The sequence below is a fragment of the Streptomyces sp. NPDC028991 genome, assembly GCF_055564775.1.
This window is the reverse complement of the sequence record NZ_JBVHVP010000001.1, coordinates 865,253-890,431: the sequence shown is the minus strand read 5'-3', so window position 1 is coordinate 890,431 and position 25,179 is coordinate 865,253. Positions and strand designations below refer to the sequence as shown.

The following is a 25,179-nucleotide window of genomic DNA, read 5'->3' as shown; positions in this document are numbered from 1 at the left end:
CCGCAGGCGTCACCGGTGGTCCGGAGTCGGATCCGGGCGGCCGCCGATCCAGTCCTGGAAGGCGCGGCGGGGGCCGGACCAGCGGCGGTCGTGACGGTAGGCGCGCAGGCGCGACTTGGCGCGGGCGCGCGGGCGGCGGGCGTAGAAGCGCCGGGCCCAGGGCGAGCCGGGGCGGGCCAGGCGGATCGCGCCGATCAGGGCGACGAGCGGGACGATCACCCCGAAGACCGCGAGGCGGGTCTTGCCCTTGGCCAGGGCGAGCAGGGCGAAGAAGAAGTTCCCCGCGACGGTCGCGATGACGTTGGCCCGGCCCTGCAACTCGTCCTCCGACATGCCGTCGACGCCGAACGGCGTGAATCCGGCGAGGACCAGGACGACCAGGGCGGCGGTGACCACCACGACCTCCACGCTCTGCCTGCCCGCCTCGGTCCAGTAGACGTCGTCGAGGTGCAGGATCAGCGCGAACTCGTCCAGGACGAGGCCCGCCCCGACGCCGAAGACCACCGCCGCGAGGGCGGAGCCGAAACCGTGCCGGCCGGCCGCGACCGCGCCGAAACCGCCGATGACGGTGAGGACGATCCCCGGGACGACGTGGTGGATGTGCACCCCGCCCGCCTTGACGTTGCCGAAGGGGCCCTTGCCGGCCCGGATCAGGCGGGTGACGACCCGGGTGATCACGAAGGTCAGGACGAAGGCCGCCAGGGCGAGAAGCAGCGGCAGCTTGCCCGGTTCCATGATGTTGCGCTGCCACCAATCTCCCATATGCGCACTTTATCCCCGACGCCCTCCGGCGCCCCGGTGACCGCCGGGTAGTCTGCGCCGGTGCTCAGGAACCCCTCCCCCGACGGCCTCCGGTTCGCCTTCGGCACCCTCACCGTGTTCCCGGTCAGGGTGACCCGCTGGGACCGGGAGGCGGCGCGCGGCGGCATGCTGTGCGCGCCGCTGGCCGGGCTGGCCGTCGGCACCGCCGCCGCGGCGGCCGGGCTCCTGCTGCTGTTCCTGGGCGCGGGAAGCCTGCTCGCCGCGGTGGCCACGGCGGCCGTACCCGCCGTGCTCACCCGCGGGCTGCATCTGGACGGGCTGGCCGACACCGCGGACGGCCTCGGCAGCGGGAAGCCCGCCGAGGACGCGCTGCGCATCATGAAGCAGTCGGACATCGGGCCGTTCGGCGTACTCGCCCTCGTGTTCGTGCTGCTGGCCCAGGTGGCCGCGCTGGCCCAGGCCTACGACGGCTCCTGGGCGCGGGGCGCGCTCGCCGCCGTCGTCTCGGCGGCCGCGGCCCGGCTGGCACTCACCCTCACCGCCCGGGCCGGGGTGCCCGCCGCGCGCCCGGAGGGGCTGGGCGCGGCGGTCGCCGGTGTGGTGCCGGCGGGTGGCGCGCTGGCGGTCACCGCGGCCGTCGCGGTGGCCGCGGCCGCCGCGGGCGCGTTCACCGGCCCCGACGCCGGGCCGTACGGCGCGGTCCGCACGGCGCTCGCCGTCCTGTGCGCCGCCGCCGTCGCCGAACTGCTGCTGCGGCACTGCGTCCGCCGCTTCGGCGGGGTCACCGGCGACGTCTTCGGCGGGGTCGCGGAGACGGCCGGCACCACCGCCCTCGTGGTACTGGTCCTCGGCTGAGCGCCTGGCTCAGCAGGCCTCCCGCCACACCCCCAGCTCGTACTTCTTCAGCATCGAACTCAGCCCCAGTTCACGGGACTCGGCGCAGAAGCGCTCGGTCGGCAGCTCGTACTCGACGTGGAAGACCGCCTTGTCCGCGTCGATGAACGGCTGGTTGTCGGCGCACTCGCCGTACTGGGCGCACTGCTCGTTGACCGCGAAGTCGAAGTCGTCCACCAGCTGGGGGATCTGGTCCAGGTCGTTCTTGAGGCCGACGGCCATGCCGCGGTCGTGGGCGAGCCCGGCGATCAGCCGGTTGTAGCGGAGCTGGTCGCCGGCGGTGAGCGGGAAGCCGGTCTCGTTCTTGTAGCCGTCCATGTTGTCCGGCTCCACCGCGTCGAAGCCCTTGTCCCGGCACATGTCGATGCGCTCGGCCATCAGCGGCTCCAGGACGTCCGTCGCACGGATGTCCAGCCAGCGCTCCCCCTCCCAGCCGTTGCCCTTGCCCAGCACCGACTCCGGGAACTCCTCCGCGTCGGGCCGGAAGTCCTCCCAGGCGCCGGTGGACAGGTAGCAGATGACCTTGCGGCCGTCGTCGTGCAGCCCGGCCACGGCGGACCCGGTGTGGTCGAAGCCGTCGATGTCGTAGACCGGTACGTCGACCGACGTGTCGAGCCTGCCGCTGAGCTGCCACTGCCACGCGGTGCCGGGCCGGGGCTGCCAGTGGTCGCCGGCTTCCGGCTTGCCGCCGGGGGACGACGTGCAGCCCGCGAGCAGCAGGAGAAGGGCTATCGACAGGACCGGACGGCGTCTCACGAGGCGTGCTCCAGGTGTGCGGTGGCGCGGTGGCGTGGTGGCGTGGTCCAGGAATGATCTCCCATTCCGGGCGCCGCGCGGCAAACCACGGCCCCGCGGGAGGGAGCGGTGGCGGGCGCGAGCGTAGGCTCGTGCCGGGTGTTTGCCTGCCCAGGTAAAGACCGCATCGCAGGAGGGATCTAGGGTCGGTTGTCGGGCCCGGTCGACCCACCCGCATTCGGCCATACAAGACTTCATACGGAAGCGAGAAATCACCACCGTGACTGCTCTCACTCTCAGCACCGCCGCGGCGCCCGGCCTGCGGGCCGACGCGATCGTGATCGGTGTCGCCAAGGCCGCGGCGTCCAGGTCCGGGGACCTGGTCGTCGCACCGGGCGCGGAGGCCGTGGACAAGGCGTACGACGGCCGGCTCGCCGGCGTCCTGGAGACCCTCGGTGCGTCCGGCGCCGAGGGCGAGGTGACGAAGCTGCCCGCTCCGTCCGGCTTCAAGGCGCCCGTCGTGGTGGCGGTGGGCCTCGGCGCCGAGCCCGAGAAGGACGCCGCGTTCGACGCCGAGGCGCTGCGCAGGGCCGCCGGCGTGGCCGCCCGCGCTCTCGCCGGTGCCAAGAAGGCCGCGTTCGCGCTCCCGCTCACCGAGGCCGCCGACGCCGGTGCCGTCGGCGAGGGCGTACTGCTCGGCGCCTACTCCTTCGACGCCTACAAGGAGTCCGGCAAGGAGGCCAAGGCCAAGAACGGCAAGGCCCCGCTGGCCGAGGCCGCGCTGCTGGGCGGCAAGCCCCGCGACAAGGCGTACAAGGCGGCGATCGAGCGTGCCGCGGCCGTCGCCGAGGAGCTGAACCGCGCCCGCGACCTGGTCAACACCCCGCCGAACGACCTCGACCCCGAGGCGTTCGCGGCGGTGGCGCAGGCCGCCGCCAAGGAGCACGGGATCAAGGTGCAGGTGCTCGACGAGAAGGCGCTCACCAAGGGCGGCTACGGCGGCATCCTGGGCGTCGGCGCCGGTTCGGCGTCGGGTCCGCGGCTGGTGAAGCTGTCGTACACGTCGTCCAAGGCGACGAAGTCGCTCGCCTTCGTCGGCAAGGGCATCACCTACGACTCGGGCGGCATCTCGCTGAAGCCGGCCGGGCACAACGAGACGATGAAGTGCGACATGGCCGGTGCCGCCGCCGTGTTCGCCGCGGTCGTAGCCGCCGCGCGCCTGGGCCTCGAGGTCAACGTGACGGGCTGGCTGGCGCTGGCCGAGAACATGCCGTCGGGCTCCGCGACCCGCCCGGGCGACGTGCTGCGCATGTACAGCGGCAAGACCGTCGAGGTGCTCAACACCGACGCCGAGGGCCGGCTCGTGCTCGCCGACGCGCTGTGGGCGGCCTCGCAGGAGAAGCCGGACGCGATCGTCGACGTGGCGACCCTGACCGGCGCGATGATGCTGGCGCTGGGCAACCGGACCTTCGGAGTCATGGCGAACGACGACGCGTTCCGCGCCGCGGTGTACGAGGCCGCGGAGGAGGTCGGCGAGCCGGCCTGGCCGATGCCGCTGCCGGAGCACCTGCGCAAGGGCATGGACTCGGCGACCGCCGACATCGCCAACATGGGCGAGCGGATGGGCGGCGGTCTGGTGGCCGGCCTGTTCCTGCGCGAGTTCGTCGGCGAGGGGATCACCTGGGCGCACCTGGACGTCGCGGGCCCGGCGTTCAACGAGGGCGGGCCGTTCGGGTACACGCCGAAGGGCGGGACGGGAACGGCCGTGCGGACGCTCGTGCGGGTCGCCGAGCTCACGGCCGCGGGGGATCTGGGCTAGGGCGCCCGAGAGCTCGGGGGTGCGGGTGATCGTGCGGCTGCGGACCGGTCGTGGCCGGTCGCGCAGTTCCCCGCGCCCCTTTCGGCGTCTCTCCCCCGTCGGCCACCCGCGAACGTGGGACGTCTCACACCCCGGCCCGGCGTCTCGGATGGACCCGACAAGTGCGAAGATGGGGCTCGGCAGGACAGGGCCCCCACCTAAGGGCCGAGAACAAAGAGCGGCCGGACACCAGCCGCCGACCGGTCACTGGAGACCGGCGTGGCGCACATGCATGGAGGACGTGACGTGGCGAACGACGCCAGCACTGTTTTCGACCTAGTGATCCTCGGCGGCGGCAGCGGTGGTTACGCCGCGGCGCTGCGCGGGGCGCAGCTGGGCCTGGACGTCGCCCTGATCGAGAAGGGCAAGGTCGGCGGTACCTGCCTGCACAACGGCTGCATCCCCACCAAGGCCCTGCTGCACGCGGGCGAGATCGCCGACCAGGCCCGCGAGAGCGAGCAGTTCGGTGTGAAGGCCACCTTCGAGGGCATCGACATGGCGGCCGTCCACAAGTACAAGGACGATGTGGTCTCGGGCCTGTACAAGGGCCTGCAGGGTCTGATCGCCTCGCGCAAGGTGACCTACATCGAGGGTGAGGGACGGCTGTCCTCGCCGACCTCCGTCGATGTGAACGGCCAGCGCGTCCAGGGCCGCCACGTCCTGCTGGCGACCGGCTCCGTGCCGAAGTCGCTGCCGGGCCTGGAGATCGACGGCGACCGGATCATCTCCTCCGACCACGCCCTCGTCCTGGACCGCGTGCCGAAGTCCGCGATCGTCCTGGGCGGCGGCGTCATCGGCGTCGAGTTCGCCTCCGCGTGGAAGTCCTTCGGCACCGACGTCACGATCGTCGAGGGCCTCAAGCACCTCGTGCCGGTCGAGGACGAGAACAGCTCCAAGCTGCTGGAGCGCGCCTTCCGCAAGCGGGGCATCAAGTTCAACCTGGGCACCTTCTTCGAGAAGGCCGAGTACACCCAGGACGGCGTCAAGGTCACCCTCGCCGACGGCAAGGAGTTCGAGGCCGAGGTCCTGCTCGTCGCCATCGGCCGCGGCCCGGTCTCGCAGGGCCTGGGCTACGAGGAGGCCGGGGTCGCCATGGACCGCGGCTACGTCCTCGTCGACGAGTACATGCGGACCAACGTCCCGACGGTCTCCGCCGTCGGTGACCTCGTCCCGACCCTCCAGCTCGCGCACGTCGGCTTCGCCGAGGGCATGCTGGTGGCGGAGCGGCTGGCCGGCCTGAAGACCGTCCCGGTCGACTACGACGGTGTGCCGCGGGTGACGTACTGCCACCCGGAGGTCGCCTCCGTCGGCATCACCGAGGCCAAGGCCAAGGAGATCTACGGTGCGGACAAGGTCGTCGCCCTGAAGTACAACCTGGCGGGCAACGGCAAGAGCAAGATCCTGAAGACCACGGGCGAGATCAAGCTCGTCCAGGTCAAGGACGGTGCCGTGGTCGGCGTCCACATGGTCGGCGACCGCATGGGCGAGCAGGTCGGCGAGGCTCAGCTGATCTACAACTGGGAGGCCCTGCCGGCCGAGGTGGCCCAGCTCGTCCACGCCCACCCGACGCAGAACGAGGCGCTCGGCGAGGCCCACCTGGCCCTGGCCGGCAAGCCCCTGCACTCCCACGACTGACCTCCCTCGGTCACTGGGCGCGACGACACAGACTTCCGCAATTCGTAAGGAGCAACCGAAACCATGGCGGTTTCCGTAACCCTTCCGGCGCTCGGCGAGAGCGTCACCGAGGGCACCGTCACCCGTTGGCTGAAGGCCGAGGGTGAACGCGTCGAGGCCGACGAGCCGCTGCTCGAGGTCTCGACCGACAAGGTCGACACCGAGATCCCGGCCCCCGCCTCCGGCGTGCTGTCCTCCATCAAGGTGGCCGAGGACGAGACCGTCGAGGTCGGCGCCGAGCTGGCGCTGATCGACGACGGCACCGGCGCCCCGGCCGCCGAGCAGGCCCCGGCCGCCGAGCAGGCCCCGCAGGCCGAGCAGGTCGCCGAGCCGGCCCCCGAGCCGGCCCCGGCCGCCCCCTCCACCGAGCAGGCCGCCCCGGCGCCCGCTCCCACCGCCGAGGCCTCCGCGGGCGGCGGCGCCGCCGAGGGCACGGACGTGGTCCTGCCCGCGCTCGGCGAGTCCGTCACCGAGGGCACCGTCACCCGCTGGCTGAAGTCGGTCGGTGACAGCGTCGAGGCCGACGAGCCGCTGCTCGAGGTGTCCACCGACAAGGTCGACACCGAGATCCCGGCTCCCGCCTCCGGCACCCTGCTGGAGATCGTGGTCGGCGAGGACGAGACCGCCGAGGTCGGCGCCAAGCTGGCCGTCATCGGCGAGGCGGGTGCCGCTCCGGCCCCCGCCCCGGCCCAGGAGGCTCCGGCCGCCCCCGCGCAGCCCGAGCCCGCCCAGGCCCCGGCCCCGCAGCAGGCCGCCCCGGCCCAGCAGGCCCCCGCCGCTCCGGCTCCGCAGGCCCCCTCGGCCCCGGCTCCGCAGCAGCAGGCCACTCCGGCGCCCGACCCGGCTCCGGCCGCCCCGGCGCCCGCGCCGGCCCCGGCCGCCGCTCCGGCCGCCCCGGCCGCCGCCCAGCCGGTGGACGACGGCGCCTACGTCACCCCGCTGGTGCGCAAGCTCGCCGCCGAGAACGGCGTCGACCTGTCCACCGTCAAGGGCACCGGCGTCGGCGGCCGCATCCGCAAGCAGGACGTCGTCGCCGCCGCCGAGGCCGCGAAGGCAGCCGCTCCGGCGCCGGCCGCCGCTGCCGCCGCGCCCGCCGCGAAGAAGGCCCCCACCCTGGAGGCCTCCCCGCTGCGCGGCCAGACCGTGAAGATGCCGCGCATCCGCAAGGTCATCGGCGACAACATGGTCAAGGCGCTGCACGAGCAGGCCCAGCTGTCGTCGGTCGTCGAGGTCGACGTCACCCGCCTGATGAAGCTGCGCGCCCGCGCCAAGGACGCGTTCGCGGCGCGTGAGGGCGTCAAGCTCTCGCCGATGCCGTTCTTCGTCAAGGCCGCGGCCCAGGCGCTGAAGGCGCACGCGCCGGTCAACGCCAAGATCAACGAGGCCGAGGGGACCATCACCTACTTCGACACCGAGAACGTCGGTATCGCGGTGGACTCCGAGAAGGGCCTGATGACCCCGGTCATCAAGAACGCCGGTGACCTCAACCTGGCCGGTATCGCCAAGGCGACCGCCGACCTGGCGGGCAAGGTCCGGGCCAGCAAGATCAGCCCGGACGAGCTGGCGGGTGCGACCTTCACCATCAGCAACACCGGTTCGCGCGGCGCGCTGTTCGACACGATCATCGTGCCGCCGGGCCAGGTCGCCATCCTCGGCATCGGCGCCACGGTCAAGCGCCCGGCCGTCATCGAGACGGAGGACGGTCCGGTCATCGGCGTCCGCGACATGACGTACCTGACCCTGTCCTACGACCACCGCCTGGTGGACGGCGCCGACGCCGCCCGCTACCTGACGGCGGTCAAGGCGATCCTGGAGGCGGGCGAGTTCGAGGTCGAGCTCGGCCTGTAACCCTCCCGCCAGTGGGCCTGTACGGTGCCCCCGCCCGGAGCTTCCCGGGCGGGGGCACCGTCATGTGCGGGCCGTATCCGTCGTGTAAGTCTCGTCTCACCTGCGTGAAAGCGCCCCCGTGCGCCCTCCCCGCCCGCGGTGACGGCCGTATTGTTTCTCCACGTCAGTCGCCCCAGGGGGCCGGAAGGGCCCTCTCCCGAAGGAGCTCTCATGACCGCGCCCGTCGTCCACTCGCTGCGCGAACAGATCCGCGAGCACATCCTGGAAGGGATCATCAGCGGACGCTGGCAGCCGGGCGAGCGGATCGTGGAGCGCCGGATCGCCACCGAGCTGGAGGTCAGCCAGACGCCGGTGCGGGAAGCGCTGCGGGAGCTGGAGTCGCTGCGGCTGATCGAGTCGGCGCCGAACAAGGGCGTACGCGTACGCAATCTGACCGCCGCCGACCTGGAGGAGAGCTACCCGGTCCGGGCCGGTCTGGAGGCGATCGCGGCGGAGCTGGCGGCGGACCGGCTCGCCGAGGACTGCTCGGCCCTGGAACCGCACGTCGCCGCGCTGTACGAGGCCGACCGGGTGTCCGACGGGACGGCCCAGGTGCGGCACACGGTGGGCTTCCACCGGGAGCTGGTACGGGCGGCCGGCAACTCGGTGCTGCTGCACACCTGGGAGGGGCTGGGCATCGAGGTGTTCACGGCGCTGTCGATACGGTGGCTGGGGACGGTGCAGCAGTCGTACGCGGAGGAGCACGACGAGCTGGTGGCCGCCTTCCGCCGCCGCGACCCGCGTATTCCGGAGATCGTGAAGGCCCATGTCCTCGGCTGCGCCCCCAGGGCCTAGTCTTTCGCCCCCGCCGCCTCGACCCGCCCCTGGGAGCTCCGCCGCCGGACCCCCGAATCGGGCGGTTTCCCGTGCCCTTCACGGCGCGGAAAACCGCGCGAGCAGCCACGGCAGACCCGCGGCCGCCCTACCACCGATCCCCCCGAGCTCATCCGCGCCCACCCCATCTCACCTGCGCAAACCCGAACGACAAGGTCACCGCGTGCCACCGCCGGAGGCACCGCGTGCCGACTTTCTCGAAATCGAGAGGTTTTGCCTCTCAACCCTTTGATCGATCATCGATCAGGGAGTTACAGTCTCCGACGGGCTTCCACCAGAGCCCAGCCCTGTCCTGCCAAAGACCTAGGGCACCCCCGAACCCTTGACGATGAGGGAACCCCCTTCGACTGAGGAAGGCGGCGACATGACCGACCCCAAAGCCATCCAGCCGAGCGAGCTCGACCAGCTCCCGGACCGCGACCCCGAGGAGACCGCCGAGTGGCGGGCCTCCCTGGACGCCGTCACCAAGGCGGCCGGGCCGCACCGTGCCGCGTACCTGATGCGCCGCACACTGGAGCGCGCCGAGGGCGCCGGCATCGCACTGCCGAAGCTCCTCGAGACGGACTACGTCAACTCCATCCCGACCGCCGACGAGCCCGCCGTGGACGGCGACGAGGCGATGGAGCAGCGGATCACCGCCTGGAACCGCTGGAACGCGGCGGCCATGGTGACCCGCGGCAGCAAGCACGGCGTCGGCGGCCACATCGCCACCTTCGCCTCCGCGGCCTGGCTGTACGAGACCGGCTTCAACCACTTCTTCAAGGGCAAGGAGGGTGACGGCTCCGGCGACCAGCTCTACATCCAGGGCCACGCCTCTCCCGGCATCTACGCCCGCGCCTTCCTCGACGGCCGGCTCAGCGAGGACCACCTCGACAACTTCCGCCGCGAGTCCGGCGGCAACGGCCTGCCGTCCTACCCGCACCCGCGCCGCCTGCCCTGGCTGTGGGAGTTCCCCACCGTCTCCATGGGCCTCGGCCCGATCTCCGCGATCTACCAGGCGCGCTTCAACCGCTACCTGACCAGCCGCGGCATCAAGGACCTGACCGGCTCCCACGTGTGGGCGTTCCTCGGCGACGGCGAGATGGACGAGCCCGAGTCCACCACCGCGCTCACCCTCGCCTCCCGCGAGGGCCTGGACAACCTGACCTTCGTCATCAACTGCAACCTGCAGCGCCTCGACGGTCCGGTCCGCGCCAACTTCAAGATCGTGCAGGAGCTGGAGGCGCAGTTCCGCGGCGCCGGCTGGAACGTCGTGAAGTCGCTGTGGGGCACGGCGTGGGACGAGCTGTTCCAGCTCGACACCACGGGTGCGCTCGTACGCCGCCTGCGCGAGGTACCGGACGCGCAGGTGCAGACGTACCAGACGCGCGACGCCGCCTACATCCGCGAGGAATTCTTCGGCAAGGACCCGGCCCTCGCCGAGATGGCGAAGCTGCTGAGCGACGACAAGATCCTCGAGTGCTTCCACTACTCGCGCGGCGGCCACGAGTCCCGCAAGGTCTACGCCGCCTACCGGGCCGCGCTCGCCCACAAGGGCGCGCCGACCGTGATCCTGGCCCAGACGGTCAAGGGCCACACCCTCGGCAAGGGCTTCGCGTCCAAGAACGCCAACCACCAGATGAAGAAGCTCTCGGTGGACGAGTTCAAGGACATGCGCGACCTGCTCGGCCTGCCGATCAAGGACAGCGACTTCACCGACGGCGTGGTCCCCTACGGGCACCCGGGCGCCGACTCCCCCGAGGTCCGCTACCTCCAGGAGCGCCGTGCCGCCCTCGGCGGTCCCGCCCCGGCCCGCCGCGTGCACCCGGTCGCGCCGCTGCCCGCGCCCGCCGAGAAGGCGTTCGCGTCCTTCGACAAGGGCTCCGGCTCGCAGAGCGTGGCCACCACGATGGCCTTCGTCCGCCTGGTCAAGGACCTGGTCCGCGACAAGGAGACCGGCAAGCGCTGGGTGCCGATCGTCCCCGACGAGGCGCGCACCTTCGGCATGGAGAGCCTCTTCCCGTCCCTGGGCATCTACTCGCCCAAGGGCCAGACGTACGAGCCGGTCGACCGCGACCAGCTCATGTACTACAAGGAGGCCGAGAACGGCCAGATCCTCAACGAGGGGATCACCGAGGCCGGTTCGATGGCCGACTTCATCGCCGCCTCGACGTCGTACGCGACGCACGGCGAGACGATGATCCCGTTCTACATCTTCTACTCGATGTTCGGCTGGCAGCGCACGGCCGACCAGATGTGGCAGCTCGGCGACCAGCTCGGCCGCGGCTTCCTGGTCGGCGCCACGGCCGGCCGGACCACGCTGACCGGTGAGGGCCTCCAGCACGCGGACGGCCACTCCCCCGCGATCGCGGCGACCAACCCGGCGGCACTGACGTACGACCCGGCGTTCGCCTACGAGGTGGCGGCCGTCGTCAAGGACGGTCTGCGCCGGATGTTCGGCGAGGCGGCCCCGGACGAGGACCCGAACGTCTTCTACTACCTGACCGTCTACAACGAGCCGATGCCGCAGCCGGCCAAACCGTCCGGCGCCGGTGTGGACGAGGGCATCGTCAAGGGCCTGTACCGCTTCAACACGGCGGAGTCCGCCGGCCTGACCGCGGCCGCGAACGCCCCGCGCATCCAGCTGCTGGGCTCCGGCACGGCGATCCACTGGGCGCTCAAGGCGCAGCGACTGCTCGCCGAGGAGTGGGGCGTGTCCGCCGACGTGTGGTCCGCGACCTCCTGGACGGAGCTGCGCCGGGACGCGATGGAGGCCGACGCGGCGCTGCTGCGGGGCGAGGAGCGGGTGCCGTACGTCCGTCAGGCGCTCCAGGGCGCCGAGGGCCCGGTCCTCGCGGTCTCCGACTACATGCGCCAGGTCCCGGACCAGATCGCGCAGTGGGTCGAGCAGGACTGGTCCTCGCTGGGCGCCGACGGCTTCGGCCTGTCGGACACCCGTGAGGCCGCCCGCCGTCACTTCGGCGTCGACGCCGAGTCGATCGTGGTCGCGGCCCTGGCCCAGCTGGCCAAGCGCGGCGAGGTCAAGGCGACGGCCGTGAAGGAGGCGCGCGAGCGCTACGGCCTGTAAGCGGGCCGGGACGACCGGTACGAAGTGAGGAGGCCCCCGCCGCGGCGGGGGCCTCCCGCGTTCTCCTGCATCATGTGGGCATGCGTGCTGCCCGCCTCATCAAGATGGTGCTGCTCCTCCAGTCCCGCCCCTCGATGACCGCGACCGAGCTGGCCCGGGAGCTGGAGGTGTCGGAGCGGACCGTGACGCGGGACGCGCAGGCGCTGTCGGAGGCGGGCGTGCCGGTGTACGCGGAGCGGGGCCGGGCCGGTGGTTACCGGCTGATCGGCGGGTACCGCACCCGGCTGACCGGACTGGCCCGGGGCGAGGCCGAGGCGCTGTTCCTGTCCGGGGTGCCGGGGGCGCTGCGCGAGATGGGTCTTCAGGACGCGGCGTCGGCGGCCCGCCTGAAGGTGTCGGCGGCACTGCTGCCCTCCCTGCGGGACGCCTCCCGTACGGCCGCGCAACGGTTCCACCTGGACGCGCCCAACTGGTTCCGGGAACCGGAGACGCCCGGGCTGCTGCCGGCGGTCGCGGACGCGGTCTGGGACGACCGGACCGTCACCGCGGGCTACCGGCGCGGGGAGAAGGAGGTCGTCCGGGAGCTGGAGCCGTACGGGCTCGTCCTGAAGGCGGGGGTCTGGTACCTGTGCGCGAGGGTCGCGCGGGAGGCGGGCGGTGGGGCCTTCCGGGTGTACCGCATCGACCGGTTCACGGCGGTGGCGGCGGGTGAGGAGCGCTTCGCGCGGGACGACTCCTTCGACCTGCCCGCGTTCTGGGCGGAGCGGGCCGAGCAGTTCGCCAGGTCGATCCTGCGGGCGGAGATCGTGGTGCGGCTGTCGGCACGGGGGGTGCGGGGGCTGCCGTACGCCGTCGCCGCGCTGTCCGCCCGGGAAGCGCTCGAGGCCGCCGGTGCGCCGGACGCGGACGGGTGGGTGACGGTGACGCTGCCCGTGGAGTCCGAGGAGGTCGCGCACACGCAGCTCACGGGGCTCGGGCCGGAGGCGGAGGTGCTGGCGCCACGGACACTGCGGGAGCGGTTCGCGCGGGACGCACGGCGGCTGGCCGGGTTGTACGGCGGCGGGGCGGGCGAGGAGGGGCTGAGCCGAACCGGGAGGGACGGCGACGGAAGGGACGGGGGCGGAAGCGACGGGGGCGGAAGCGACGGCGACGGGACGGACGGGGCGGGGATGGGCGGAGACGGGACGGACGGGGCGGGGATGGGCGGAGACGGGACGGACGGCACCGCGGACCGGGACGGCACATAACGATCCGCCGCACTCCACGTGCGTAGCGCCCCTCCAGGACCGATGCTGGACCCGTGATGGACGAGACGGAGTTCTGGGAGCTGATCGACGCCACCCGGCAGGGTGCCGACGGCGACCCCGAGGACCAGGCCGACCTGCTCGTGGAGCGGCTCCTCGGCATGGACCCGGACCTGGTGCTCGACTTCGCCCGCCACTTCGAGGCCCGCTACAACCGCGCCTGCACCTGGGACCTGTGGGGCGCCGCGTGGGTGCTGCTCGGCGGGGCGAGCGACGACGCCTTCGACTACTTCCGGTGCTGGCTGATCGGCCAGGGCCGCGAGGTGTACGAGGGCGCGGTGCACGATCCCGACTCGCTCGCCGAGCTGCTGGACGACTTCGACGAGGAGCTGGACGGCGACGGCGAGGAGCTCGGCTACGCGGCCGACGAGGCCTACGAGCAGCTCACCGGCACCGTCGCCCCCGATCTCGGCATCGCGCCGGCCCCCGCGGAGCCGCTGGGCGCCCCGATCGACCTGGAGGACGACCGGGCCGTCGCCGCGCGGTTCCCGCGCCTGTGGGAGCGGTTCGGCCGGGACTGACGGCCCGCGTACGGCCTGGTTCCGGCCCTCGCCCGCTCGGCTCCGCCCTGTGGGGCGGTGGGGGTGTGGTGTCAGCCGGGCCGGCCCTGGAGCCGGGCCGCCTCCTGCCTGATGTCCGGGAGGCGGGCGGTGAGGGCCGCGCCCGGGCAGCTGGTCTGGTACCCCTCGTCGTGACCCGCGACGGCGGGCAGGGTGGCGGTGGCGCCGACGGCGTACCGGCTGAGGCCGTTGCTGGAGACCAGGCTGGCCTTTCCGCGCGGGTCGGTGTCGGTGGGGCCGAGCTTCCAGGCGGCCAGCGCCGCGATCGCGTCGGTCAGCGCGTCGGGCACGGGCACGCCCGCGGTGAAGGTGCCGAGGGCGGCGATCCCGGTGGTGCGGTGATTGAAGCCCTGGGTGTGGGCGCCGGTGACGGGCCGGTCGATACCGCCCGCGCGCCCCTCGTAGACGGTGCCGCAGCGGTCGACGACGAAGTTGTATCCGATGTCGTCCCAGTCCCGGGCGCCGGTCTGGCCGGTGTAGACGCCGCGGAGGATGGCCGGCACGTCGGCGCAGTCGTAGCCGTTGGGCGTGTCCGTGTGGTGGACGAAGACGGCGAGGATCTTGTCGTCGTAGCGCGGGGACGGCTGCGCGCGGGCGGCGTCGCCCAGCCAGACGGAGCGGGGCACGACGGGCGGCCGGGGTGCGGTGTGCCGGTCGGCGGCGGCCGGCCGGGCGTGGGTCGCCGCCCGTTCCACCCCGCTCGCGCACAGCGCCAGCGCGGCCACGGCGGCCAGGCCGGGCAGGCAGCCGAGCAGCACCCGTACCGCGCCCGGCGTGCGGGCGACGCCCCGTATGCGGGTCGCGCCCGGTATGGGAACCGCGCGCCGCTCCCGGGCCTCGCGCGGTCCTCGGAAGACACGCATGGTCCCACTGTCCGGCCGATCCGGTCCGTCCGCGATGTGTGCTGTGCCACCCGGTGGAACCATCGTCCCGGTCCACGACGTTTTCCGGTTGATCGCACTCGCACTCGCACTCACGCGCACTCACCCCCCTCCCCCCGACTCCCCCCGACTCCCCCTCCCCCCACTCGCGCACTCGCCGACGCGCACGGGTGGCCGTCTTCGGACAGCCGCGCGTCGCACGCTGATCACCGGGACCGTCCGGCACGTATTCAGGGTCCCGGCGTTCGCGGGGGGTCCGGACAGAAAGGCGGCTCGTGTGGACCTGCTCGACATCCTGCTGGTCCTGGTGGTGCTGGTCTACGCGGCGTCCGGCTACCGGCGCGGCCTGGTGGCCGGCTGTGTCTCGCTGGCCGGTTTCGTGGGCGGTGCGGCGCTCGGCGTGTGGATCCTGCCATGGGTGATGGATCTGGTGGCGCCGGGGACGACGGCGGCGACGGTGACCGCCGTGGTGACGGTACTGCTGCCGGCGGTGGCCGGCCACGAGCTGGCGGGACGCCCGGCACTGCGGCTGCGCCGGGAACTGGAGGCCGGGCCGCTCAGGGTGGCCGACGGGGCCGGCGGGGCGGTGGCCAACGCCGCGGCCGCGCTGGTCGTGGCGTGGGTGGCGGCGAGCGTCCTGGCGGCGTCCTCGTCCTCGCTGCTGACCTCGGCGATCCGGGACTCGACGGTGCTGGGCGCGGTGCAGCGGGCGATGCCGGACACCACTCCGGGGTGGTTCTCGGGGGCGACGTCCGCGTTGGCCGAGGCGGGGTTCCCACAGGTCTTCAACCCCTTCGAGAACGAGTCGACCGCCGAGGTCGCCGACCCCTCCGGCGACAGCGTCACGGCGGCCGCCACCAACGCGGCCAAACTCAGCACCGTCAAGGTCGAGGGTGTCACCGGCAGCCAGGGCCGGGAGGGCAGCGGCTTCGTCTACGCGCCGGAGCACGTGATGACCAACGCCCACGTGGTGGCCGGCATCGACGATCCGACCGTGCGGGTCGGCGGGGTGGGGCCGTCGTACGAGGCGCGGGTGGTGCTGTTCGACCCGGGCGAGGACGTGGCCGTGCTGTACGTCCCGGACCTGGCCGCACCCGTCCTGCGGTTCGACGACGACGCCGAGCGCGGCGACCCCGCGGTGGTCGCGGGCTACCCGCAGGACGGTGACCTGGATCTGCGCGCGGCGACGGTGGCGAACCGGATACGGGCGACCGGGCAGAACATCTACAGCGACGCGAACGTCACCCGGGAGATCTACTCGATCCGCTCCACGGTCCGCCCCGGCAACTCGGGCGGACCGCTGCTGACCACCGACGGCCGGGTGTACGGCGTGGTCTTCGCCCGCTCCACTTCCGACGACCGGACCGGTTACGTGCTGACGGCGGACGAGGTGGCCGACGAGGCGCGGCGCGCGGCGGACGCGACGGAGGCGGTGGACACGGGCGAGCCGGTCACGTCGTGAGCGTCAGGGACGGTTCAGGGACGGGTCAGCGACCGCCCCATCAGCACGTCGTCGACGTAACCGCCGTCGAGGTGGAACTCCTCCGGCTGCACTCCCTCGACGACGAAGCCCTCGGACTCGTAGAGCCCCCGGGCCGCGGTGTTGTGGCCGAGGACGCGCAGGGTGAGGCGCCGGGCCCCCAGGCTCCGGGCCTCCTCGACGGCGGCCCGGACGAGGGCACGGCCGACGCCGTTGCCACGGGCCGCGTCGGCGACGGCGAGGCCGCGGATCTGGCGTACGTGGGCGTTGGAGGCCAGGGGCGTGGGGAAGCCGAGGCGGACGTAGCCGACGACGGCGCCGTCGAGTTCGGCGACCAGGTGGTCGGCGGGGCCCGACGTCTCGCGGAAGAAGGGGTCGTCCGGTCCCGGCGGGGGTGAGACGGCGTGCAGGTAGGACCAGGTCTCCCGGTCGAGCCGGCGCAGCGGCTGCTCGTCCTCGGACCTGGCGTGGCGTATGTGCGGGGCTGGCATGACGATCACTGTACGGCGGGGAACCGGGAGCCGGTCCGGCATTTTCCCTGGGTCACGCGGCAGGATGGGCGCATGGACGATGGACGCATGGACAGGGGACGTTCCCGTGTCGCGGTGGCCGGCGCGTCCGGTCTCATCGGCGGCGCGCTGGTGCGGTCCCTGACCGCGGACGGACACGACGTGGTACGCCTGGTACGGCACGCCCCCCGGGACGCGGACGAGGTCCGGTGGGATCCCGAGGCAGGACGCGTGGACGCGGCCGGGCTCGACGGATGCGACGCCGTGGTCAATCTGGCCGGGGCCGGGGTGGGCGACCGCCGCTGGACCGACGCGTACAAGACACGCATCCGCAGCAGCCGGGTGCACGGCACGACGGCGCTCGCGGAGGCCGTCGCCTCGCTGGAGCGGCGTCCGCGGGTCTTCGTGAACGGCAGCGCGATCGGCTTCTACGGGGAGACCGGTGACCGGGCCGTCGACGAGAGCGCGCCCGCGGGCGAGGGTTTCCTGCCGTCCCTGTGTCTGGAGTGGGAGGCCGCCGCGGCCCCCGCGCGGGAGGCGGGCGTACGGACGGTGTTCGTGCGGACCGGGCTGGTCGTCGCCCGGCGGGGCGGGGCGTGGGGACGGCTCTTCCCGCTCTTCAGGGCGGGGCTCGGCGGACGGCTGGGCGACGGCTCCCAGTACTGGTCCTTCGTGGCACTGCACGACGAAGTGGCGGCCATCCGGCACCTTCTGGAGCGCGAGGACCTCTCCGGCCCCTTCAACCTGACCGCCCCGCACCCGCTGACGAACCGTGAGGTCACCGCGGCCATGGGGCGCGTGCTGCACCGCCCGGCCCCCTTCGCGGTGCCCGCCCCGGTCCTGCGGGCCGTGCTCGGCGAGCTGGCCGGTGACGTCCTGGGCAGCGCCCGGATCCTCCCGGCCCGCCTGCTGGATTCGGGCTTCCGCTTCGCGTTCCCGGAGATCGACGGGGCGATCCGGGCGGCGTTGTGAGGTGAGGGCGGGGCGGTGGGCGGGGCGGTGGGCGGCATGCCGGTGGTGGGAGACGCCGGGGCTTCTTCCGCCGCCGTCTGTGGGACGGACCCCCCGCGCATCCGACTCCTCCTGACCGCGTGCCGGCCTCGTGCCGACCTGGTGCCAGGCTCGTGCCGACCTCGTGCCGACCGCACGCCGACCTCGCGCGGACCGCACGCCGACCTCGCGCCGACCGCACGCCGACCTGGCGCCAGGCTCGTGCCGACCGCATGCCAAACCCGGCGCCGGCCTCGTGCCGGCCTCGTGCCGCCTCGTGGCGACCGCATGGTGGCCGTACCGCACCCGTATGCGACCGCCGTGCGACCGTGCCCTGGCTCCGTGCGACTCCCCCTGACCGTTTCCGGCCCTAACCTCGACTCGAACTCGGGTATCCCTCAAGCCGGTTGGGGGCATGACGTCTCCAGCGGCCGCGCAACCTCGAGGAGGGGCACGTGCTTGAGCCCGCGTACCAGGCGGACGTCGTCGTCGTGGGGGCCGGGATCGCCGGACTCGCCGCGGCGCATCGGCTGACCAGCGCAGGAGTGACGACCACGGTCCTGGAGGCCGCCCATGGCGTGGGCGGCCGGATGGCGACCGAGAAGGTCGACGGCTTCCGGCTCGACAGAATCGGACAGCCGCTGTCCACTGCGTATTCCGAACTGCGCCACGCCGCCGGGCTCGACGGCCTCGCGCTGCTCCCCTTCGACCCCGGCGTCCTGCTGCACAGCGAGGGCCGTCACCACCGCGCGGGCGCCCCGGCGGGCGCACGGGGCGCAAGGGGCGCACTCCATGCGGTGCGCGCCCTCGCGAGCGCCCCTCGGTCGGTGCCCGCGCCTCGGCGCCCGGCCGGCGCGCCCCGGACGTCCGGCAGGCCCGCCGCCGCCCCCCGCACCCGGGCGGGGGCCCCGCTGGGCACGGCCGTCGACCAGGCCAGGCTCGGCGCCGCGCTGACCCGCCTGGCGAGCACCCCGGTCGAACGGCTGCTGGCCCGACCGGAACTGCCCGCGGCGCAGGCGCTGGCGGTCCGGGGGCTGCCGGCCCGCACGATCGACGGCTTCCTGCGCCCGCTGCTCGCCACCCTGCTGTGCGACCCGGACCTCACGACCTCCAGCCGGTGCGCCGACCTCGCGCTGCGCGCCTTCGCCGGCGGACGGCTCGTGCTGCCCGAGGGCGGCGCCGAGGCGCTGCCGGAGCTGCTGGCACGGGCGCTGCCGGCCGGCACCGTGCGCACCGGCGTCCGGGTCACCTCGGTCGCCACCAACGCCGTGACCACCGCGGAGCACGGCGTCATCCGCTGCCGGGCCGTCCTGGTGGCGACCGACGCCCGCGCCGCGGCCGAGTTGCTGCCGGGCCTCAGGGTGCCGGACTTCCACCCGGTGACGGTCGTGCACCACACGACGGACGAACCCCCGACGACCGGCGCCTCCCTGCTGCTGGACGCGGACCGCGGCGGCCCGGTCGCCCACACCGCGGTGGTCAGCCACGTGGACCCGTCCCGCGCGCCGGCCGGACGCGCCCTCGTCTCGTCGACGGTCCTCGGCCCTCCCCCGCCCGACGTCGACACCGCCGTGCGCATCCATCTGTCCCGCCTCTACGGCACCCCGACCACCCGCTGGGAGACCCTCGCCGTGCACCACGTGCCCGAGGCGGTGCCCGCGATGCGCGCACCGCACGACCTGCGCAGGCCGGTGCGGCTGCTGGCCGGCCTGTACGTGTGCGGCGACCACCGCGACACCAGCACCGTCCAGGGCGCGCTGCACTCGGGCCACCGGGCGTCGGCGGCGATCCTGACGGACCTGGGAGCGGGCCGTCCGATGCACTCCGCGGAACCCATGCCCACGGCCCGCGCCGCCTAGGGCCTGGCTGACGACTCCCGTCGTCGCCCGGAGGGCGGCCTCGCGGCGTCAGACGAGTGTTCTCGGCGTGCCGGGCGTAGCGCCTCGTACCGGATGTGCCCGGTCCTGCGCCCGGTGCGGTCGAGAGTGCGTGCGGGATGGCGCGAGGCAGGCGGGAATCGTCAGAAGGGCCTGGGCCGGGGCCTGTCCGGCGGACGGGCCCCGGCAGCCCGTCGAGGGCGCGCACCGCCCGAGGCGGGGCCCTGGAAGCCCGCCAGGGGCGGCGTGCGCCCCGCTCGGCTATCCCAGGGCCGCCACCTTGTCCCGGTACCCCCGCACCGGCGCCGCGTCCCGGTACGGCTCCAGGCGCCGTTCGAAGTCGCGTACGTACTCCGTCGCGCGCACCGACCGCATCTCGGCCGCCTGCCCGGCCGCCTCGGCGGCCAGCTGGCAGGCCTGGTCGAGTTCGCCGAGGCCGAGGCGGGCGGTGGCGAGGACCACCCGGCAGAAGAGCCGGCTGCGGGCGTAGACGGGGGCGCGCAGCAGCAGTGAGCGTTCCGCGTACTGGGCGGCGGCGCGGAACTGCTGGAGGTCGCGGTGGCAGTGCCCGAACTCGTCGGCGAGCTGCGCCTCGTCGAAGAAGCGCGCCCAGTGCGGCACCTCGTCACCGGGCCGGGCGGTCTCCAGGGCGCGCTCGGCCCTGACCAGCGAGGCGGTGCACGCCCGCACCTCACCGAGGATGCCGTGCGCCCGTGCCTCGGCGGCGTGCAGCAGCGTCTGCACGACGGGCGGCGCGGAGGTTCCCACGCCCTGCTGCGCCACCCGCGCGAGCTGCACCGCCTCCCGTCCGTGGCCCAGGTAGACGGCCTGCCGGCTCATGGTGACCAGCACGTACGAGCCGTACGCCCGGTCGCCGGCCGCCTGCGACAGCCGCAGCGCCTGGACGAAGTAGCGCTGGGCGAGGCCGTGCGCGGCGATGTCGTACGACGTCCAGCCCGCGAGCCGGGTCAGGTCGGCGGCGGCGGCGAACAGCCGGCGGCCGGTCTGCTCGCCGTAGGTGCCGCGCAGCATCGGCTCCAGCTCGTGCTCCAGGTACCGCACGAGGGCCTGGCGGGCGTGTCCGCCTCCGTACCGGTCGTCCAGGCTGCGGAACAGCTCGCCGACCGAGCGCAGCGCGGCGAGGTCGCCGCCGGTGACCTTCTGGCCGGGCCCGCGCTCGGCCGGGACCCGCCGGCGGGACGGCGTGAGCGGGACCGGGGTTCCGGGGGTCGCCGGGCGGCCCTGCGCGGGGATGCGGACGGGGACCTCGACGCGGGCCACCTTCTCGTCGGCGCGGCCGATCAGCCAGTCCCGGCTGGGCACCACGAGGCCCGCCGGGGTGAAGGCGATCTTGCGCAGTTCGGCGTGACTGCCGGAGTCCTTGCGCCACAGCCCGCCGACGATGTCGACGGCCTCGTCCGGGGAGGCCGCGAACTCCAGCCCCGCGTAGACGGGCGCGCAGGCGTCCAGGCCGAGGTCCTGGGCGGTGAGACGGCGGCCGAGGCGCCGGGTGAAGACCTCGGCGATCAGGGCCGGGGTGGTGCCGCGGGGCTGCTGGCCGCGCAGCCACCGGGTGACGGACGTCTTGTCGTATCTCAGGTCCAGGCCGTGTTCGAGTCCGAGCTGGTCGACGCGACGCGCGAGACCCGCGTTGGAGAACCCCGCTTCGGCGATGAGCGCGGCGAGCTGGCGGTTGGGGGTGCGCTGCGCGGGTCGTTCCGTCATGGTGCGGTGCGGTCTCCTGCCTTCCGGGCCGTTCGATGTGCCCGGAGCGCCTGTGAGCAGCCCTTATGGCCTCGTGAACGGCGCGAATGTAGCGGAGAGTAAGCGCCCGATCGCACACTTCGGCCCGCATTCATCCGATCGTGTGAGGATTGCCCGCCCGGCTGACGACGGGCGGACGGTCGTACAGTGGCGTGGGCACGGTTCGTGCCTTACGACCTTCCAGGGAGGCACTTGCCGTGAGTGAGCTGCGGTTCGTCCGAATGGGGTTCGGTGCCGACAGCGTCGAGTACCAGGAGGCGTGGGACGAGCAGCGCCGGGTGCACGCCGCGCGGTTCGTCGACGAGGTCCCCGACACGGTGCTGCTCCTCGAACACCCACCGGTCTACACCGCCGGCCGGCGCACCGAGGACAGCGAGCGTCCGCTGGACGGCACACCGGTCGTCGACGTGGACCGCGGCGGCAAGATCACCTGGCACGGCCCGGGCCAGCTGGTGGGCTACCCGATCCAGAAGCTCCCGCGTCCGGTGGACGTGGTGGCGCACGTCCGGCGGCTGGAGGAGGCCCTGATCCGCACCTGCGCCGACTTCGGACTGGAGACCACTCGGATCGAGGGGCGCAGCGGGGTCTGGGTCCTCGGCGATCCGGTCGAGCGGCGTCCGGCCCTGGGCGGCCTCTCCCTGGACTTCGACCCCAGGCTGGCCGACGACGAGTTCGACCCCCGTCTGAACGGCCCCGACTACGCCCCGTCCAACGCCGGCCAGCGCCGCGAGGACCGCAAGATCGCTGCCATCGGCATCCGGGTGGCCAAGGGTGTCACCATGCACGGCTTCGCCCTGAACGTGAACCCCGACAACAAATGGTTCGACAAGATCATCCCGTGCGGTATCCGCGACGCGGGCGTCGCCTCCCTGGCGAACGAGCTCGGCCGCGACGTGACCATCGAGGAGGTCCTGCCGGTGGCGGAACGCCACCTGCGCGACGTCCTGGAGAACGCGGACCTGAAGCCGCGGGTGATCGAGAAGACGCCCGCGGCTTGAGGCCGGCCCGTCCGGTCCTTTCCGGCGGAGGGCATAAATCCAGCCCGTCCGGCGTTTGCGGACCAGGCCGTTCAGGCCGAAGCGGGGGCCTGGGGGCGGCAGCCCCCGGCAGGGCCAGCACCGACACCGACCAACAAATCAACGGGCGTACCCTGGGGCACGCCGAAGAATCAAACGCTAGGGAGCCGGTCGTGTCCGCAGTCGCACCCGACGGACGCAAGATGCTGCGCCTGGAGGTCCGCAACAGCCAGACCCCCATCGAGCGCAAGCCCGAGTGGATCAAGACCCGGGCGAAAATGGGCCCCGAATACACCAAGATGCAGAACCTCGTGAAGAGCGAGGGCCTGCACACGGTCTGCCAGGAAGCCGGCTGCCCCAACATCTACGAGTGCTGGGAGGACCGCGAGGCGACCTTCCTCATCGGCGGCGACCAGTGCACGCGGCGCTGCGACTTCTGCCAGATCGACACCGGCAAGCCCGAGGCCCTCGACCGCGACGAGCCGCGCCGGGTCGGCGAGTCCGTGGTCACCATGGACCTGAACTACGCCACCATCACCGGCGTCGCCCGTGACGACCTGCCGGACGGCGGCGCCTGGCTGTACGCCGAGACGGTGCGCCAGATCCACCAGCAGACGGCGGAGCGCGCGGACGGCCGCACCAAGGTCGAGCTGCTGGCCCCCGACTTCAACGCGGTGCCGGAGCTCCTCCAGGAGGTCTTCGCCTCCCGCCCCGAGGTCTTCGCGCACAACGTCGAGACGGTGCCCCGGATCTTCAAGCGGATCCGTCCCGGTTTCCGCTACGAGCGCTCCCTGAAGGTGATCACCGAGGCCCGCGACTACGGTCTGGTCACGAAGTCGAACCTGATCCTCGGCATGGGCGAGACCCGTGAGGAGATCAGCGAGGCGCTGAAGCAGCTGCACGAGGCCGGCTGCGAGCTGATCACCATCACGCAGTACCTGCGCCCGTCCGTGCGCCACCACCCCGTGGAGCGCTGGGTCAAGCCGCAGGAGTTCGTGGAACTTCAGCAGGAGGCCGAGCAGATCGGTTTCTCCGGCGTGATGTCGGGCCCGCTGGTGCGGTCCTCGTACCGGGCCGGACGGCTTTACCGGATGGCGATGGAGCAGCGTCACTCCGCCACCGTGTGAATTCACGCACAAGTCACTACTCGCCAGTAATGGCCGATACGCCGCGGTCCCGACCGTCCTCGCAGATGAGGACACCGGTCGGGGCCGCGACGCCGTTCCGGCCTGCGGCATCGGGGCTTCACGTCCGTTTGACCGGCGGGTCACGCCCTGGTAACACCAATCAGTGACCCTGGTATCACGCCACGTACACCCGTCTCCGTACCCGGAGCCGTACCGAGGGGGGACCTCCACGATGCAGCCCGCGCCCGTTCGTCCCACCGCCGTCCGCGCCACCGCCATCCCGTCGTTCACCACCGCGCTGCGGGCCGTCGAGTCGCTGCTGATGAGCGGCGGCCAGCGCACCGCCCGGCGCAACGCCTGGACCTCCGTGCTGGAGGACCGCCGCCGCGCCAAGGACCGGATCGAGACGGAGCGCGTACTGCGGCAGTCCGTCACCGGCCGACCCTGATCACCCTCCGGCCTCCGTCCCGTCTCCCCCGCGCCGGGCACTGCCGTCGTCGGCGCTTTCGGGGGCACGTAGACTTCCTGCCATGGCGAGGAAGGAACCTGCAGCGGACGCTGCGAATCCCGGGCGACTGAAGCAGATCGCTCTGACCTACAAGATGACCCGCAAGGCCGACAAGAAGATCGGTCTTGTACTCGCGGGTGTCGGCATCGTCGTCTTCGGTGTCCTCCTCGCGATCGGTTTCCTGATCGGTCACCCCATCTACGCAGGCATTCTGGGCGTGCTGCTCGCCTTCCTCGCGACGGCGATCGTCTTCGGACGCCGGGCCGAGCGGGCGGCCTTCGGCCAGATGGAGGGACAGCCGGGCGCGGCGGCGGCCGTGCTGGACAACATCGGCCGCGGCTGGACGACGACACCCGCGGTGGCGATGAACCGCAATCAGGACGTGGTGCACCGCGCGGTCGGCAAGGCGGGCATCGTGCTGATCGCGGAGGGCAACCCGAACCGGGTGAAGTCGCTGCTCGCGGCCGAGAAGAAGAAGATGAACCGCATCGTCGCCGACGTGCCCGTGCACGACCTGCTCGTGGGCACCGGCGAAGGCCAGGTCGAGCTGAAGAAGCTCCGCACGACCATGCTCAAGCTCCCCCGCGTCCTGAGCGGCCCGCAGGTCACCGCGACCAACGACCGGCTGCGCGCCCTGGGCGACCTGATGAGCAACATGCCGCTGCCCAAGGGCCCGATGCCGAAGGGCATGCGCATGCCCAAGGGCGGCAACCCCAGGCAGCGCTGACCGTAGGACACCGAGACGCCTTTACGGCGATGGGGGCGCCCGGAGTGATCCGGGCGCCCCCATCGCCGTAAAGCGCGCCGACACGGCGCCGTGGAACTCGAGACCGTCGTCGGGTCCGCGGCTTCCGCGGCCTCAGATCCGCACTTCCGCGGTGCGCGCCAGCCGGTCGTGCAGGCCCCGGCCGTCGCGGTCCCAGATCAGCGCCGGGAGGGCGACGCACAGCAGGACCGAGCGCAGCAGGGCACGCGGAGGGCTCGGGCGGCCCGTGCCCAGGTCCAGCACCCGCAGGCCGAAGAGCCGCTTGCCGGGGGTGAAGCCGACCGTGCCGACGGTCAGCACGCTCAGTACGAAGAAGATCAGCAGGGCCCAGTTGCCGGTCGCCTGCTCATAGCCGTCCGTGATCAGGCCGTATGCGATCAGCAGGCACAGGGCCCAGTCGACGGCCAGGGCGCCGATCCGCCTGCCCGGGCGGGCGATCGAGCCCGGCCCCTCCTCGGGCAGACCGAGCTGCTCTCCCCGGTATCCGAGATCGGCGCCGGCCTCTTCGATGGCCGCGCGCGGCCCGGAAAGCCACGATCCGATTGCTTGCCTGTTGTCCACCCGTCCACGGTACTGCGCCCGTATATGACCGGCGGACGGAGGGTGGGGCGCAGGGGCCGCGGGGCGGCGTACGGCGGGGTGTGGCGGGCCCGGATGAGGCCTACGCTGGAATGAAGCCGGTTAAC

Annotated in this window: 20 protein-coding genes and 1 pseudogene; 15 read left to right on the top strand and 6 right to left on the bottom strand. The window is 73.0% G+C overall.

Translation table 11 applies throughout. The features are described from left to right. Positions 1-9: 9 nt before the first annotated feature. On the bottom strand, positions 10-762 hold the full coding sequence (locus tag ACZ4V1_RS03930; RefSeq protein ID WP_468328813.1) for a hypothetical protein: 753 nt from the start codon (positions 760-762) through the stop codon (positions 10-12). A gap of 60 nt (positions 763-822) precedes the next feature. Here ACZ4V1_RS03930 and ACZ4V1_RS03925 point away from each other — a divergent pair, with 60 nt between their 5' ends. Next, positions 823-1,617, top strand: a complete 795-nt coding sequence (locus ACZ4V1_RS03925) for an adenosylcobinamide-GDP ribazoletransferase (RefSeq protein WP_468328810.1) — start codon at positions 823-825, stop codon at positions 1,615-1,617. Positions 1,618-1,626: 9 nt separating this feature from the next. Here the strand turns inward: ACZ4V1_RS03925 and ACZ4V1_RS03920 are convergent, their stop codons facing one another. Then, on the bottom strand, positions 1,627-2,412 hold the full coding sequence (locus ACZ4V1_RS03920; RefSeq protein WP_468328807.1) for an endo alpha-1,4 polygalactosaminidase: 786 nt from the start codon (positions 2,410-2,412) through the stop codon (positions 1,627-1,629). A 259-nt stretch (positions 2,413-2,671) separates the two neighbouring features. Here ACZ4V1_RS03920 and ACZ4V1_RS03915 point away from each other — a divergent pair, with 259 nt between their 5' ends. From ACZ4V1_RS03915 to ACZ4V1_RS03885, 7 genes and pseudogenes are all read left to right on the top strand, one after another. Further along, entirely contained in the window at positions 2,672-4,210 is a 1,539-nt protein-coding gene (locus tag ACZ4V1_RS03915; RefSeq protein ID WP_468328804.1) for a leucyl aminopeptidase, read from the top strand. Positions 4,211-4,495: 285 nt separating this feature from the next. Then, positions 4,496-5,884: a dihydrolipoyl dehydrogenase gene (lpdA, locus tag ACZ4V1_RS03910; protein WP_468328801.1), complete on the top strand. Its 1,389-nt coding sequence runs from the start codon at positions 4,496-4,498 to the stop codon at positions 5,882-5,884. 63 nt (positions 5,885-5,947) lie between these two features. Then, on the top strand, positions 5,948-7,771 hold the full coding sequence (sucB, locus tag ACZ4V1_RS03905; protein WP_468328798.1) for a 2-oxoglutarate dehydrogenase, E2 component, dihydrolipoamide succinyltransferase: 1,824 nt from the start codon (positions 5,948-5,950) through the stop codon (positions 7,769-7,771). Positions 7,772-7,981: 210 nt separating this feature from the next. Further along, positions 7,982-8,605: a GntR family transcriptional regulator gene (locus ACZ4V1_RS03900; RefSeq protein ID WP_468328795.1), complete on the top strand. Its 624-nt coding sequence runs from the start codon at positions 7,982-7,984 to the stop codon at positions 8,603-8,605. A gap of 403 nt (positions 8,606-9,008) precedes the next feature. Beyond that, on the top strand, positions 9,009-11,711 hold the full coding sequence (aceE, locus tag ACZ4V1_RS03895) for a pyruvate dehydrogenase (acetyl-transferring), homodimeric type (protein WP_468328792.1): 2,703 nt from the start codon (positions 9,009-9,011) through the stop codon (positions 11,709-11,711). A gap of 80 nt (positions 11,712-11,791) precedes the next feature. Next, positions 11,792-12,769 (top strand): annotated as a pseudogene (locus tag ACZ4V1_RS03890) (helix-turn-helix transcriptional regulator); the annotation flags it as partial. 245 nt (positions 12,770-13,014) lie between these two features. Next, positions 13,015-13,536 (top strand): DUF4240 domain-containing protein, encoded by a 522-nt coding sequence (locus tag ACZ4V1_RS03885; protein ID WP_468328975.1) that lies wholly within the window; start codon positions 13,015-13,017, stop codon positions 13,534-13,536. A 71-nt stretch (positions 13,537-13,607) separates the two neighbouring features. Here ACZ4V1_RS03885 and ACZ4V1_RS03880 read toward each other — a convergent pair whose 3' ends face one another. Further along, positions 13,608-14,438: a peptidoglycan recognition protein family protein gene (locus tag ACZ4V1_RS03880; RefSeq protein WP_468328789.1), complete on the bottom strand. Its 831-nt coding sequence runs from the start codon at positions 14,436-14,438 to the stop codon at positions 13,608-13,610. Between the two features lie 295 nt (positions 14,439-14,733). Here ACZ4V1_RS03880 and ACZ4V1_RS03875 point away from each other — a divergent pair, with 295 nt between their 5' ends. Next, positions 14,734-15,918 carry a MarP family serine protease gene (locus ACZ4V1_RS03875; protein ID WP_468328786.1) on the top strand — a complete coding sequence of 395 codons (1,185 nt, stop codon included), beginning with the start codon at positions 14,734-14,736 and terminating at the stop codon, positions 15,916-15,918. A gap of 14 nt (positions 15,919-15,932) precedes the next feature. On the opposite strand, the gene ACZ4V1_RS03870 is transcribed toward ACZ4V1_RS03875, so the two are convergent. Continuing rightward, positions 15,933-16,427, bottom strand: a complete 495-nt coding sequence (locus tag ACZ4V1_RS03870) for a GNAT family N-acetyltransferase (RefSeq protein ID WP_468328783.1) — start codon at positions 16,425-16,427, stop codon at positions 15,933-15,935. An 87-nt stretch (positions 16,428-16,514) separates the two neighbouring features. On the opposite strand from ACZ4V1_RS03870, the gene ACZ4V1_RS03865 reads away from it, so the two are divergent. After that, positions 16,515-17,417: a TIGR01777 family oxidoreductase gene (locus tag ACZ4V1_RS03865; RefSeq protein WP_468328780.1), complete on the top strand. Its 903-nt coding sequence runs from the start codon at positions 16,515-16,517 to the stop codon at positions 17,415-17,417. A 473-nt stretch (positions 17,418-17,890) separates the two neighbouring features. Next, a complete protein-coding gene (locus tag ACZ4V1_RS03860) occupies positions 17,891-19,294 on the top strand; it encodes an NAD(P)/FAD-dependent oxidoreductase (protein WP_468328777.1) in 1,404 nt (467 codons plus the stop codon). 279 nt (positions 19,295-19,573) lie between these two features. On the opposite strand, the gene ACZ4V1_RS03855 is transcribed toward ACZ4V1_RS03860, so the two are convergent. Continuing rightward, positions 19,574-21,037, bottom strand: coding sequence for a regulator (locus ACZ4V1_RS03855; protein ID WP_468328774.1), 1,464 nt, complete (start codon positions 21,035-21,037; stop codon positions 19,574-19,576). Between the two features lie 236 nt (positions 21,038-21,273). On the opposite strand from ACZ4V1_RS03855, the gene lipB reads away from it, so the two are divergent. The 4 genes from lipB to ACZ4V1_RS03835 all read left to right on the top strand — a co-directional run bounded on the left by lipB (position 21,274) and on the right by ACZ4V1_RS03835 (position 24,454). Next, entirely contained in the window at positions 21,274-22,074 is an 801-nt protein-coding gene (gene lipB, locus ACZ4V1_RS03850) for a lipoyl(octanoyl) transferase LipB (RefSeq protein WP_468328771.1), read from the top strand. A 191-nt stretch (positions 22,075-22,265) separates the two neighbouring features. Next, complete coding sequence (gene lipA / locus ACZ4V1_RS03845) at positions 22,266-23,219, top strand: lipoyl synthase (RefSeq protein WP_055416576.1); 954 nt, start codon at positions 22,266-22,268, stop codon at positions 23,217-23,219. Positions 23,220-23,451: 232 nt separating this feature from the next. After that, positions 23,452-23,667 (top strand): SCO2195 family GlnR-regulated protein, encoded by a 216-nt coding sequence (locus tag ACZ4V1_RS03840; protein ID WP_468328768.1) that lies wholly within the window; start codon positions 23,452-23,454, stop codon positions 23,665-23,667. An 82-nt stretch (positions 23,668-23,749) separates the two neighbouring features. Continuing rightward, positions 23,750-24,454, top strand: a complete 705-nt coding sequence (locus tag ACZ4V1_RS03835; RefSeq protein ID WP_468328765.1) for a DUF4191 domain-containing protein — start codon at positions 23,750-23,752, stop codon at positions 24,452-24,454. Positions 24,455-24,586: 132 nt separating this feature from the next. Here the strand turns inward: ACZ4V1_RS03835 and ACZ4V1_RS03830 are convergent, their stop codons facing one another. Next, positions 24,587-25,054 carry an RDD family protein gene (locus ACZ4V1_RS03830; RefSeq protein ID WP_468328762.1) on the bottom strand — a complete coding sequence of 156 codons (468 nt, stop codon included), beginning with the start codon at positions 25,052-25,054 and terminating at the stop codon, positions 24,587-24,589. Positions 25,055-25,179: the final 125 nt, after the last annotated feature.